Origin of the sequence: Arthrobacter sp. G119Y2, assembly GCF_038069765.1 — a bacterium.
In the GTDB taxonomy this organism is placed as follows: domain Bacteria; phylum Actinomycetota; class Actinomycetes; order Actinomycetales; family Micrococcaceae; genus Arthrobacter_B.
In genome coordinates, this window is record NZ_JBBPFS010000007.1 from 108,519 (window position 1) to 121,099 (window position 12,581).

9 protein-coding genes and 1 tRNA gene are annotated in these 12,581 nt (G+C 66.1%); 5 read left to right on the forward strand and 5 right to left on the reverse strand.

The annotated features are described in order from the left end of the window. Positions 1–179 precede the first annotated feature (179 nt). Positions 180–1,043: a winged helix-turn-helix domain-containing protein gene (locus tag WKB88_RS15325; protein WP_341395415.1), complete on the forward strand. Its 864-nt coding sequence runs from the start codon at positions 180–182 to the stop codon at positions 1,041–1,043. 58 nt (positions 1,044–1,101) lie between these two features. Further along, a complete protein-coding gene (locus tag WKB88_RS15330) occupies positions 1,102–1,626 on the forward strand; it encodes a SixA phosphatase family protein (protein WP_341395416.1) in 525 nt (174 codons plus the stop codon). 12 nt (positions 1,627–1,638) lie between these two features. Here WKB88_RS15330 and WKB88_RS15335 read toward each other — a convergent pair whose 3' ends face one another. Then, positions 1,639–3,066 carry a dihydrolipoyl dehydrogenase family protein gene (locus WKB88_RS15335; RefSeq protein WP_341395471.1) on the reverse strand — a complete coding sequence of 476 codons (1,428 nt, stop codon included), beginning with the start codon at positions 3,064–3,066 and terminating at the stop codon, positions 1,639–1,641. 222 nt (positions 3,067–3,288) lie between these two features. On the opposite strand from WKB88_RS15335, the gene WKB88_RS15340 reads away from it, so the two are divergent. Next, the gene (locus tag WKB88_RS15340; RefSeq protein ID WP_341395417.1) at positions 3,289–4,500 is read left to right on the forward strand and encodes an NAD(P)/FAD-dependent oxidoreductase; all 1,212 of its coding nucleotides are present in this window, start codon (positions 3,289–3,291) and stop codon (positions 4,498–4,500) included. Positions 4,501–4,619: 119 nt separating this feature from the next. Here WKB88_RS15340 and WKB88_RS15345 read toward each other — a convergent pair. Further along, positions 4,620–4,695: transfer RNA gene (locus tag WKB88_RS15345), tRNA-Arg, on the reverse strand. Positions 4,696–5,002: 307 nt separating this feature from the next. On the opposite strand from WKB88_RS15345, the gene WKB88_RS15350 reads away from it, so the two are divergent. Continuing rightward, entirely contained in the window at positions 5,003–6,895 is a 1,893-nt protein-coding gene (locus WKB88_RS15350) for a phosphoenolpyruvate carboxykinase (GTP) (protein WP_341395418.1), read from the forward strand. A 173-nt stretch (positions 6,896–7,068) separates the two neighbouring features. Here the strand turns inward: WKB88_RS15350 and WKB88_RS15355 are convergent, their stop codons facing one another. Together WKB88_RS15355 and WKB88_RS15360 are read right to left on the reverse strand one after the other, a co-directional pair. Continuing rightward, complete coding sequence (locus tag WKB88_RS15355) at positions 7,069–7,545, reverse strand: hypothetical protein (RefSeq protein WP_341395419.1); 477 nt, start codon at positions 7,543–7,545, stop codon at positions 7,069–7,071. A gap of 4 nt (positions 7,546–7,549) precedes the next feature. Next, complete coding sequence (locus WKB88_RS15360) at positions 7,550–8,956, reverse strand: phosphomannomutase/phosphoglucomutase (protein ID WP_341395420.1); 1,407 nt, start codon at positions 8,954–8,956, stop codon at positions 7,550–7,552. A 171-nt stretch (positions 8,957–9,127) separates the two neighbouring features. Here WKB88_RS15360 and WKB88_RS15365 point away from each other — a divergent pair, with 171 nt between their 5' ends. Further along, positions 9,128–11,329 carry a RecQ family ATP-dependent DNA helicase gene (locus WKB88_RS15365; RefSeq protein WP_341395421.1) on the forward strand — a complete coding sequence of 734 codons (2,202 nt, stop codon included), beginning with the start codon at positions 9,128–9,130 and terminating at the stop codon, positions 11,327–11,329. On the opposite strand, the gene WKB88_RS15370 is transcribed toward WKB88_RS15365, so the two are convergent. After that, complete coding sequence (locus WKB88_RS15370; RefSeq protein ID WP_341395422.1) at positions 11,274–12,566, reverse strand: FadR/GntR family transcriptional regulator; 1,293 nt, start codon at positions 12,564–12,566, stop codon at positions 11,274–11,276. The two genes, WKB88_RS15365 and WKB88_RS15370, sit on opposite strands and share 56 nt — an antisense overlap. Between the last annotated feature and the right edge of the window lie 15 nt (positions 12,567–12,581).

Below are 12,581 nucleotides of genomic sequence, written 5' to 3' on the forward strand. Positions count from 1 at the left end.
CCTTCCCGCCGGCCCCGCCGGCGAGAAGCCGTGCTGTTGTCGAATGCACGCCTGAGTTACCCACCCCCATATCTCAGGCACCACTCAGGCCCAATGACGGGCGAAAACTGCGCCATCTCGACCCGGGCACACCCCCAGCATTCGAGCGTGATGACGGTCATTCACATTGAGGTTGCAACATGTCAGTAGCATCAGGGTACGTACACATTTCACTGCGCAATGCGCAGAACCGGGCCGGCGCGGCCCGGCAGGGCGCAGCAGGGGACTTTCCCCGCCAGTACGGCGGAGCGACGTACGGAGCCCAATATGGAATCCAAGGTTTCGGCCAGCAGCCGCCACGCCCGCTGCAGCCCGTATCTCCGGCCAGCGATGCGGCACCCATGACGGCCCCAACAGCAGTCGTCACGCCCAACGGAATCCCCGGCCCCCAGTCCGTCAGCAACGACACGGTAGCCCGCGGGTTTGTCATCTACGTCGGCCTCGACGAAGACACGGCAGCTGCCAACGGAACATCGCTGACGAAGCTCGCCCAGGAAGTGCGCGCCTACATCCAGACCCTCTGCCCCGGAGCGCAGAGCCATGCCGCAGTGGCGCTGGCACCGGCAGAGGCTCCCGGAGCCGATATCGACGTCGTACGCCAGGCACTCGGTGATCCCACCGCCCAGCGCCGTCCCCGTCCGGAAGCCGCACCGCCCGTGCAGGCGCAGAGCGCCCCGCGTCCGTCCGGAGTCCTGATTGACCTTTCCCGCCGGGAAGTGCACCTTGACGGCGACACCCTGAACCTGACGTTCAAGGAATTCGAACTGCTCAACTACCTGGTGGAGAACGCCACCCGGACCGTGGGCCGCGAGGAACTGCTGGCCGGCCTGTGGCGCAACGCCGAGGAAGTGCCGAACGAGCGGACCATTGACGTGCACATCCGCCGGCTCCGTTCAAAGCTCGGCCGGTTGGCGAACACCGTCCGGACGGTCCGCGGCCAGGGTTACCGCTTCTACGAGCACCCTGAAGTTGTTGTCTGGGCAGCACCCGAATACAGCATCTGACGGGTCGGCGGTGCCGGTGCCGGAATTCCGGCGCCGGCACCGCCGATAGACTGGGCCAATGAGCGGCCACCACCTAAAAAAGCTGATGCTCCTGCGGCACGCGAAGGCGGCTTGGCCCCGGGACGTTTCCGACCATGAACGGCCGCTGTCCAGCCGCGGACACCGGGACGCCCCGCTGGCCGGACGCTGGATGGTGGAAAACGACTCCATTCCGGATTTCATTCTGTGTTCCTCCGCACTGCGCACCCGGCAAACCTGCACCTGGATCTGCGAGGAGCTGGGGGACAAAGGACCAACCCCGAAGCTCGAGGACAGTCTTTACAGCGCCACAGCAGCACAGATCCTCAGTGTCATTAACAATGTTCCGGAGACGGTTACCAGCCTGCTGGTAATTACCCACCTTCCCGGAGTCCAGGACCTCGCCATGCGGCTGGCCTCAGTGGAGTCGAACGAGGACGCGGTCATGGAAATGGCCACCGACTATCCCACATCAGGCCTGACCGTCATGGAATCGGCCAAACCGTGGGCAGAGCTCGACGGGCGTGACGCCCGAATCTCCGACTTCATCGTCCGCCGGGCCTGACGGCAGAAACCCCTACAGCCCGTACTTTTCCAGCAGCCGGAGCCAGATCTCGCTGATGGTGGGATACGAGGGCACCGCGTGCCACAACCGCTCCAGCGGCACTTCGCCCGTAATGGCAATGGTGGCCGCATGCAGGAGTTCGGAGACGCCCGGCCCGGCAAAGGTCATTCCCACGACTACCCTGCGGTCTTCGTCCACCACCATCTGCGCCCATCCCCGGTAGTCGTCGGCGAACAGGGCTGAACCGGCCACCGACAGCTCAAGCGAGGTCTCTGAAGCATTGATGCCGTCCGCCCGGGCCTGTTCCGCGGTCCGGCCGACCATGGCGATCTCCGGATCCGTAAAAACCACCTGCGGTACGGCAACATGATTAGCCGTAGACGCTTCCCGGCTCCACGCCCGCGGAGCCGCGGTGGGCGCTAACTCGCCGCGGGCACGTGCTGCAATGGCCGCCCCGGCGGCACGGGCTTCGTATTTGCCCTGATGCGTCAGCAGCACCTTGCCGGCGGCGTCCCCCACCACATAGAGCCAGTCAGTGCCGTTCACCAGGCCCGTGTCATCCGAAGTCAGCCTGCCCGCGTCGAACTGGTCCGCGTCCAAACCCAGATCCTCCAGGCCCAGCTGCTCCAGCGCCGGAGACCGTCCGGTGGAGACGAGCAGCCGGTCGGCAGATAGGACGGAACCGTCCTCCAGCCCCATCTCCACACCGCCGTCCGCCGTGCTGCGCACAAACTCGGTGGCGGCAAACGTGCGGAGCTCCACGCCGTCGGCCTCCAGCCCCGCCTTGACCAGTTCGCGTGCCGGGTCCGGATACATGTCCAGAACGTCGTGCCGCGCCACCAATGTGACCCGGGACCCGAGCCGGGCCCACGCCTGCGACAGCTCAGTGCCCGAAACTCCGCCGCCGAGGACGATCAACCGGGCAGGAACCTCCCGGGCCGAGGTCGCTTCCCGCGTGCCCCAGTACTGGACCTGGTCCAGCCCCTTCAGTGGAGGTGCGATGGGCAGGGAGCCGGTGGCGAGCACGACGGCGCGGCGCGCGACAAGGGTGGAGGTGCCGCCGTCGTCGTAGTGGACCTGCACCTCCCGCGGACCGGTTATCCGCCCCCGTCCGCGCACCAGCCCGATTCCGGCGCCCTTCACCCAGTCCTCCTGGCTCGAATCGTCCCAGTGCGACGTGAAGCTGTCGCGGCGGTCAAGCACGGCCTGCGGATCCAGGGTTCCGGTCACGGCCTCCCGGGATCCGGCAACGGCTTTCGCGGAGGCGAGGGCGGTTCCCGGGCGCAGCAGCGCCTTCGAGGGCATGCAGGCCCAGTAGGAGCACTCGCCGCCGATCAGGGCGGGCTCCACGAGGACGGCTTCCAGCCCGGCCTGCGCCACCCGGCCCGCTGCATTTTCTCCCACCGCCCCGCCGCCGAGGACGACGACGTCGGTCTCCATCCGCTGCGGCCGCTGCCCGGAGGCGCCCGCCTGTCCGGTGCGTTCCTGTCCCGATCCGTCGTATTCGGTGCCGCTGCGTTCAGTCATGCACTAGAGCTTGGCACGCGGCGCGGCCCTTGCGAAAGCCCCGGGCGCCGGACGCCGGGCGGGCAGCGGCGCAGGAAATCGGGAGGCCTGCGCCTAGGCTGGTAGAACGGCTCAACGCAACAGCAAGGAAAACCAATGGCCCTTGAATCCGTCATCATTGCAGGCGGAGGCATGGCAGGATTCGCCACGGCCCGCGAGCTGCGCTCCCGCGGCTTCACCGGACAACTGACCCTCATCGATCCTGAGGGTCTGCCCTATGACCGGCCGCCGCTGAGCAAGGACTACCTGCTCGGCACCCGCACCAGAGATCAGATCCTGCTGGCCGGAGAGGACTGGTTCCGGGACCGGCGGATTGAGGTCCTGGCCGGAAGGGCAGCTGCCCTGAAGCCGGACGAGGGCGTGGTGCTGCTGGAGGACGGCCGGGAGCTGGCCGCTGACAGAATCGTCCTGGCCACCGGTGCCGCCGCCCGTAAACTCGACGTGCCCGGCAGTGACCTGGAAACAGTGCTGGAGTTGAGGAACCGGGCGGACGCAGACAAACTGCGGGATGTGCTCCGTCCCGGCGTGCGGCTGGCCATTGTCGGTGCTGGACTGATTGGAGCCGAGACGGCATCGGCAGCGCTGGCGCTCGGGGCGGAGGTCACACTGGTTGACCCGGTTGACCCGCCGCTCGTGCCGGCCGTCGGGACGACGCTCGCGCGGCGGCTGCACCGCATGCATGAAGAGCGGGGGATCCGCGTCCTTACCGGAATTCCTGCGGCCATCACGGTTCAGGGGCAGGAGCACCGCCTGGCGCTGGCGGACGGCGCCGCCGTGTACGCGGACGCGGTGCTGGTGGGTATCGGCGTTGTACCGGAAACGGGGCTGGCCGTTTCAGCCGGGCTGGATACCGACAACGGCATCCTGGTGGATGAGCACCAGCGCACCAGCCATCCGAAGATCTATGCAGTGGGTGACGCCGCACGTGTCCGGCTGCCCGACGGAACACTGCTGCGCCGGGCTGAACATTGGGAACACGCGAGGAATACGGGCATAACCGCCGGTGCTGCTCTGCTGGGCCAGGAGCTGCCAAACCACGGTGCCCCGTGGTTCTGGTCGGACCGGCACGGGGTGCATGTCGAGGGGGTTGGGTCGATGGCGGGGGAGGGCCGCGTAGTGATCCGGGAAAAAGAGGGCCTGCCCGCAGCTGCCTTCCGGCTCGATGCTGACGGCCGGCTGGAAGGGTGTGCCGCCATCGACGGCGGTTTCACGGTGCGGGCGGCCCGCCGCATCATCGACCGCCGAATTCCGGTGGATCCCGCCCAACTGGCGGACTCCGCCGTTGACCTCCGAAAACTGGCCCGCTGACTGGAGGTGGCAGCGGGGAGGCAGCGGGGCGGCTTCCGGGACAGGACCCCCGGCACGCTCCCCGGGCAAAGAAAAAACCCGGTTCAACCAGTATTTCTACTGGTCGAACCGGGTTTCGCTGGTGCGCGCGAAGGGATTCGAACCCCCAACCTTCTGATCCGTAGTCAGATGCTCTATCCGTTGAGCTACGCACGCATTTGGATTATTTTTGAACTACCGGCCCCGTTGAGGCTTTCCTTCAAAGTTTGTCCGTGGCTGTTTGGCCGTAAATAACTATAGCCCAGTTTCTGAGAGCTGCCTAATCGCTGGACGTGACGTCCGTCAACTAGACCGGTCTATATGACGTTCGTCACATCCGAGTAGGCTGGGCCACAAAAGTTCGTTGAATTCTAGGGAAACACTTCATGGCCGCCATTATAGGTACTACCTTTTTCGCCGGGGCGCTCGGCTCGCCGACAACTAGCATCACAATCACACCACTGACCCAACGAAGGGAAGAGTCATGGGCGATGACGCGCGTCAGCTAGTTCTCAATGAGAGCGGCGAAAACGCTGCTCCGAGCCATTTGGACAGCACCACACCGGAGGCCTCTGCGGAGGCCCCAACCACCCACCGGGCCCTGCTGGCCTGGGTTCAGCAAGTAGCCGAGCTGACGCAGCCGGACCGCGTGTACTGGGTCGATGGATCCGAAGCGGAAAACAAGACACTGACCGATGAACTGGTTGAAGCCGGAACCCTGGTTCGGCTGAACCCGGAGGAATTCCCGAATTCCTTTGCTGCGTTTTCCGATCCCAAGGACGTGGCACGCGTCGAGGAGCAGACGTTCATCTGCTCCGAGAAGAAGCAGGATGCAGGCTTCACCAACAATTGGATGGAACCGTCGCAAATGCGGGCCAAGCTGGACGGCCTGTTCTCCGGCTCCATGCGCGGACGCACCATGTATGTCATTCCCTTCGTGATGGGTCACCTCGAAGCGGAGGACCCCAAGTTCGGCGTCGAAATCACCGACAGCGCCTACGTCGTTGCCTCGATGCGGATCATGGCCCGCATCGGCACGGATGTACTGCGCAAAATGGAAGAACTGGACGCGTTCTTTGTGCCGGCGCTGCATTCCGTCGGAGCTCCGCTGGCTGAGGGCGACACCGACGTCGCCTGGCCCTGCAGCGACGAAAAATGGATTGTGCATTTCCCCGAAGACCGCTCCATCTGGTCCTACGGCTCCGGCTACGGCGGCAACGCCCTGCTGGGCAAGAAATGCTACGCCCTGCGCATCGCGTCGATCATGGCCCGGGATGAGGGCTGGCTCGCCGAGCACATGCTGATCCTGAAGCTCACCAGCCCGGAAAAGAAGGACTACTTCGTCGCCGCGGCCTTTCCGTCCGCCTGCGGTAAAACGAACCTCGCCCTGCTGGATCCGACCATCGAGGGGTGGAAAGTCGAGACACTCGGCGACGACATCACGTGGATGCGTTTCGGGCACAACGGCGAACTGCGCGCCACCAACCCGGAAGCAGGCCTGTTCGGCGTCGCTCCCGGCACCGGCTGGAGCACCAACCCCAACGCTATGCGCGCCATCGCCAAGGGCAACTCCATCTTCACCAACGTGGCGCTCACCGACACCGGCGGTGTCTGGTGGGAAGGCATGACGGACGAGGCCCCCGCGCATCTGACTGACTGGCTCGGAAACGACTGGACGCCGGAGGCCGGCCACCCCGCTGCGCACCCGAACTCCCGTTTCTGCACTCCGATCGACCAGATCGACATGCTGGCGGAGGAATACCATTCCCCGAACGGCGTACCGGTTTCTGCCATTCTCTTCGGCGGCCGACGCAAAACCACGGTGCCCCTGGTGACTCAGTCCCGCGACTGGACCAACGGCATCTTCATGGGTTCCACCCTCTCCTCGGAAACCACCGCGGCCGCAGCGGGCCAGGTGGGAGTGGTCCGCCGCGATCCCATGGCGATGCTGCCGTTCATGGGTTACGACGCCGGAGACTACCTGCGCCACTGGATCACCCTCAGCGGTAAGGCGAACCAGGAGACCCTGCCCAAGATCTTCCTGGTCAACTGGTTCCGGCGCACTGCCGAAGGCGGCTTCGCCTGGCCCGGTTTCGGCGACAACGCCCGGGTGCTGAAGTGGGTCATCGAGCGGATCGAAGGCACCGCCGACGCCGTCGAAACTCCGATCGGGTACGTGCCCACCGGGGAATCCCTGGACCTGAGCGGCCTGGACATGACCCCCGCGGACGTCGAGGCCGCCGTCCGCGTCGACCCCGAGGAATGGAAGAAGGAACTCGCCGGCATCGAGGAGTGGTACGCCCGCTTCGGAGAATCCCTGCCCGAGGACCTGGTCGCCGAGCTGGAGACGCTCAAGGAGCGCTTCGCGGCTGTCTAGCCCCGGCGGCTGTTTAGCCGTGGCGTAAATACTGATGGAAGGGCCCTTTCCGGTGACGGAAGGGGCCCTTCACCTTGTGGCGGCACGTCTTGGGGCGGCGTTCTGACGGGCAACAAAAAACCGGCGGCACCGTGCGTTGTGCACGGTGCCGCCGGCAGGTGGTGAAGCTGCGGTTAGGCCTCGTCAGCGCCTGCGGGGAGCTCTTCAGTTCCCCAGACCAGGCGGTCGCCCGACTCCCACTGCGGTTCGTTGAAGGTCCAGGAGCCGTCGGTCTCGGAGTAGGTCTGGATGGCCGAGATGCAGACACCCTCGGAGTGTTCAGCCACTACGTGAATGGCATCCGTCGCCTCATCCGGCAGGTGGATGTCGGAGAACACGGCAGCGGCCCGGTTGTCCGCCTTCTGCTCGGTCAGCACCTGGTAGATGTCATCGATCATCGCATCGGCGTCGAGGTCTTCGTCGCTTTCCTCGGGCGCCACGGCAATCATCCGCAGCTCGCCGTCGTTCTGCACAACCAGTGCGGCCGGCAGGAAGGCACCCTGTGCCTCAAGCTGCTCCTGGGCCACGCCGAGCGCGGTCCCGAGCAGGGAATTCAGGTCCTCCTGGACCTGGGCGGAGGGCTCTTCGCCGTTCAGTTCAACATCAGCCATTGGTTCAGTTCCTAACTAGTTCAAGTACGCGGTCGCGGACCCGCACCATGGTGGGGAGGTCTTCGGCTTCGGCGTTCAGCCGAAGGAAGGGTTCGGTGTTCGACGCGCGGAGGTTGAACCACCACTGTCCGTCATCTGAGGTGAAAGTCAAACCGTCGAGGGCGTCCACGGTGACGCCGTCGCGCTCGAATTCATTCCGGACGCGGGCAACCGCCGCCGGAACGTCCGAGAGCTCCGAGTTGATCTCTCCGGAGGAGAAATACGGCTCGTATTCGCGGGCGAGATCCGAAAGCGGCAGAGTCTGTTCACCCAGCGCGGCAAGCACGTGCATGGCTGCCAGCATGCCGGTGTCGGCGTTGTAGAAGTCGCGGAAGTAATAGTGCGCGGAGTGCTCGCCGCCGAAGACAGCGCCTTCCTCGGCCATCTGCGCCTTGATGAAGGAATGGCCGACGCGGGTGCGGACGGCACGGCCGCCGTCGGCCTCCACCAGCTCCGGAACCGCACGGGAGGTGATGAGGTTATGGATGATGACCGGGGTCGCTTCACCGGCGGCCTTGGCGCGTGCAATTTCACGGCGGGCCACGAGGGCGGTGATTGCCGATGGGCTGACCGGGTCGCCCTTTTCATCAATCACGAAGCAGCGGTCGGCGTCGCCGTCGAAGGCCAGGCCCAGGTCCGCGCCGTGCTCGACGACGGCGGCCTGCAGGTCGCGCAGGTTTTCCGGCTCGAGCGGGTTGGCCGGATGGTTCGGGAAGGACCCGTCCAGCTCAAAGTAGAGGTCGACGATTTCCAGCGGAAGGGCGGACAGCATCGTGTCGCCCAGAACGGCCGGGGTGGTCAGGCCGGCCATGCCGTTGCCGGCATCCACCACAACCTTCAGCGGACGGATACCGCCCAGATCCACCAGGCTGCGGAGGTACTCGGAGTAATCCTTCAGGATGTCCCGGACGCTGATGCGGCCCGGCGCCTCGACGGCGGGGATTGTGCCCTCGTTCAGGTACTGCTCTGCCTTTGCCTGAATGTCGTAGAGGCCGGTTTCGGAGGAGATGGGCACGGCTCCGGCCTTGGACATCTTGATGCCGTTGTACTGGGCGGGATTGTGGCTGGCCGTGAAGGTGGCACCCGCAGCATTGAGGGCTCCGCAGGCGTAGTAGAGCTCATCGGTGGAGATGAGGTCCAGCAGCAGGACATCTGCGCCGCGCATGGTGGCTCCGGCGGCGAAGTCCTTGATGAATTCAGGGGAGGACGGGCGCATGTCGCCGCCCACCAGCACGGTCTGACCGGCAAGGTCGAGCACGTCCACAAAAGCGGCGCCGACAGCCTTGACGATCTGCGGGGTGATGGTCTCTCCTACGACGCCGCGGACATCGTAGGCCTTAAAGGACGCGGAAAGATCGAATGCACTAGTCACCCCGACAGTCTATAGGCCAGCTTTCCCTCCTCCGGCTTTCGCCCTCCCGGTTTTTCGGCGATCTGCGCGGTTCTTGGCCGGTATCCACAGGCCCGCTGCGCAGCCGGCGGTGTCCACAGGCGTTTCCCGGGCTGGAGGAAATCGTCAGCCGCGGCTGGAATAGTGGAAGGTATGGAATCCCAGCAAGACACTCAAAATCCTTCGTCCGCCGAGCAGGAAACAGTGCCCCGCAACGACGGCGGCCTGCACGGAGGCCCGGCAGGGACGGACCCCGTACTTCGGGCCGAAGCAACCGGTCTGCTGAGGGCGCTGGTCGGCAACGACGCCGCCGAGTTTCATGAGGGGCAGTACGAAGCCATCGAGGCACTGGTCTCGGGCGGCCGGCGGGCGCTGGTGGTCCAGCGCACCGGGTGGGGCAAGTCCGCGGTGTACTTTGTGGCGAGCCTGCTGCTGCGTGCCCGCGGAGCCGGGCCAACGCTGATCGTATCGCCGCTGCTGGCGCTCATGCGCGACCAGGTGGCGGCCGCAGCCCGCGCAGGAGTCCGCGCCGTGGCGATCAACTCAGCCAACCAGCTGGAATGGCAGGACATTTCCGCCAAGCTCCAGGCGGACGAGGTGGACGTGCTGCTGGTCTCGCCGGAACGCCTGAACAATCCCGGTTTCCGGGAAACCCACCTGCCGGAACTGATTCGCCGTTCCGGGCTGCTGGTGATTGATGAAGCACACTGCATCTCGGACTGGGGACATGATTTTCGGCCTGACTACCGGCGCATCCGCAGCCTGATCGAACAGCTGCCGGCCTCCGTGCCGGTATTGGCCACCACGGCCACAGCAAATTCCCGGGTCGTTAAGGACGTCGAGGAGCAGCTGGCTTCCGGCGGCGAGGACGTTTTCACCATCCGCGGAGCGCTGGCCCGCCGCTCCCTGCGACTCGGAGTGCTGCGGCTGCCCACGCCGAAGGCGCGGCTGGGCTGGCTCCTGACACACATCGACGAGCTTCCCGGATCCGGCATCATCTATGCCCTGACGGTGTCCGCGGCCGAAGACACCGCCAAGCTCCTGCAGAAGGCCGGGCACCCGGTTCTGGCCTACACGGGACGCACGGACCCTGCAGACCGGGAGCAGGCGGAAGCGGCGTTGAAAAACAACGAGGTGAAAGCCCTGGTGGCCACCAGTGCACTGGGCATGGGCTTCGACAAGCCCGACTTGGGGTTTGTGGTCCACCTTGGAGCACCCTCCTCGCCGGTGGCGTACTACCAGCAGGTGGGCCGTGCCGGCCGCGGCACCCCCAGCGCCGATGTACTGCTGCTGCCGGGGACCGAGGACAAGGACATTTGGGAGTACTTTGCCACCTCCTCCATGCCTGCGGAGGGCCCGGCCAGCGCCGTACTGGCGGAGCTTGCATCGGGGTCGGTCATGTCCACCGGCGCCCTGGAAACCCGGGTAAACCTCAAGCGCTCGCCACTGGAACTGCTGCTGAAGGTCCTGGCCGTGGACGGTGCCGTGGAACGGGTGTCCGGCGGCTGGCGCGGCACCGGACAGCCCTGGAGCTATGACCGGGAGCGGTACGAGCGTATTTCAGCGGCGCGCGTCAAGGAACAGCAGGCCATGCTCGATTACGAGAGCACCACGGCATGCCGGATGGAATTCCTGTCCCTGCAGCTCGATGACCCGGCCGCAGCCCCGTGCGGACGCTGCGACAACTGTGCCGGCCGCTGGTTCTCCGGCGACGTTGCCGCCGAGGCCACCGATCATGCGGACCAGGCACTGAGCCGGGTAGGCGTGGATGTTGACCCGCGGGGAATGTACCCCTCGGGCATGGACCGCTTGGGCGTGCCGGTGAAGGGAAAGATCAAGCCTGAAGCAGCGCTGTCCACCGGACGCGCGCTGGCCCGCCTGACGGATCTCGGCTGGGGCGGACGGCTGCGGGAGATCTTCGCCCCGGACGCCGGAGACACAACGGCAGATGAAGCACTGCTCAAGGGCTGTGTGCAGGTGCTCGCCCAATGGGGCTGGGAAGAACGGCCGGTAGCAGTGGTCAGCATTCCGTCGCGGTCGCGTCCGCAGCTGGTCGGCTCGCTCGCACAGGGCATCTCATCCCTTGGCCGCATCCCGTATCTCGGGGCGCTGCAGCTCCCGCACGGCGGGCCGACGGGAGGCTCCGGAGGAAACAGTGCGTTCCGCCTGGCTTCGGTCTGGGACCAGTTTGCGGTTCCCGAAGAAGGAGCCGCCTGGTTTGCTGCCAATCCCGGTCCGGTTCTGCTGGTGGATGACTTTGCTGACAGCCGCTGGACCCTCACCGAAGCAGGCCGGGTGCTCAGGCAGGCCGGCGCGGCTTCCGTGCTGCCTTTTGTGCTGGCGCTGAAGGCATAGCGAACAGCTCGTACAGGGCGGGCTCGGGGGCGATCCGGGCAATCTGCGGCGCCGGTCGGCGGGTCGGCGCCGCGGGGGGAGCCTGCTCCGGGGCTGGGGCCGGCTGCGGGGACGAGAGTTGTTGCGGGGGCGGGAGCTTGTCCGGGGCGGAGGGCTGGCGCGGGGCGGAGCGCTGCTGCGGAGGCGGGGTTTGCTGCGGGGGCGGGGTTTGTTGCGGGGACGAGGGCTGGTGCGGGGCGGCGCTCTCTGCCCGGAAGCTGCGCGGCGCCGGGGAGCTGCCTGCTGTCAGGGGCCGTTTGAGAACCTTGGTGCGCTTCAGCGCGGGCTTCGGGGACCGCTCCGCCGCTGCCTCCGGTGCCGGTGCCGGAGTCGGGGCCGGAATCTCAGGCAGCGCCTGACCCTCCAGCGCCTGATCCTCAACAAGTACCGGAATCTCAGCCGCAGCCGCAGCAGATTTCCGTGCCGGAACAACTTCCCCAGCCGGGGCCTGAGCCCTCGCTGCAGGAGGGTCAGGAAGGCGCATCGGAACGGGCCGGAAAACAGGCGGCTGCGCTGCCGGAGCTTCTGCCGGCGGCCGCCGCAGCCAGCGCTCAGCGGATGCAACGTGGACCGTCATCAGGGAGCGGGCCAGGTCCGCATCACCGAGCGTCAGGGCCTCGAGGATGGCTGCATGTTCGCCCAGGACGGCGGAGACCGCTCCGGCTTCGACGATCCGCTGCCAGGTTCGCAGCCGCAGGGCACTGCCGGTGAGGGAATCCAGCATCCCCGCCAGGTAAGGATTACCGGAAGCCCGGGCTATCTGCGAGTGGAAGGCGAAGTCATGGGCGGCCAGCTGGACTGCCGATGCCTGCGCAGGAACCGAGTCCAGGCAGGTCCGCAGCGCAGCCAGACCGCGGGCGTTGATGCGCGCGGCAGCATGGGCGGCAGCCCCGGGCTCGAGAATGCGCCGCACTTCCAGAAGTTCCGGCGCTGAAGATTCCTGATGGATCTCCACCATGAAACCCATGGTTTCGGTCAGCAGTCCCGGCTCCAGGCTTGTCACATAGGTGCCGTCGCCGCGCCGGACGTCGAGAACCCGGATCAGTTCGAGTGCTTTGACGGCCTCGCGCAGCGAGCTTCGGGACAGGCCCAGCTGATCGCTCAGCTCATTTTCCGGCGGCAGCCGGTCACCGGCCTTCAGCTGCCCGCTGATGAGCATTTCCTTGATCTTGGTTATTGCTTCATCGGTAACAGCCACCCGACTATCTTAAGC

Excerpts from the sequence above, each read along its gene's own strand:
- WKB88_RS15325 (WP_341395415.1), top strand. The coding sequence starts at position 180 with ATGTCAGTAGCATCAGGGTACGTACACATTTCACTGCGCAATGCGCAG.
- WKB88_RS15330 (WP_341395416.1), top strand. The coding sequence starts at position 1,102 with ATGAGCGGCCACCACCTAAAAAAGCTGATGCTCCTGCGGCACGCGAAG.
- WKB88_RS15335 (WP_341395471.1), bottom strand. The coding sequence starts at position 3,066 with ATGGAGACCGACGTCGTCGTCCTCGGCGGCGGGGCGGTGGGAGAAAAT.
- WKB88_RS15340 (WP_341395417.1), top strand. The coding sequence starts at position 3,289 with ATGGCCCTTGAATCCGTCATCATTGCAGGCGGAGGCATGGCAGGATTC.
- WKB88_RS15350 (WP_341395418.1), top strand. The coding sequence starts at position 5,003 with ATGGGCGATGACGCGCGTCAGCTAGTTCTCAATGAGAGCGGCGAAAAC.
- WKB88_RS15355 (WP_341395419.1), bottom strand. The coding sequence starts at position 7,545 with ATGGCTGATGTTGAACTGAACGGCGAAGAGCCCTCCGCCCAGGTCCAG.
- WKB88_RS15365 (WP_341395421.1), top strand. The coding sequence starts at position 9,128 with ATGGAATCCCAGCAAGACACTCAAAATCCTTCGTCCGCCGAGCAGGAA.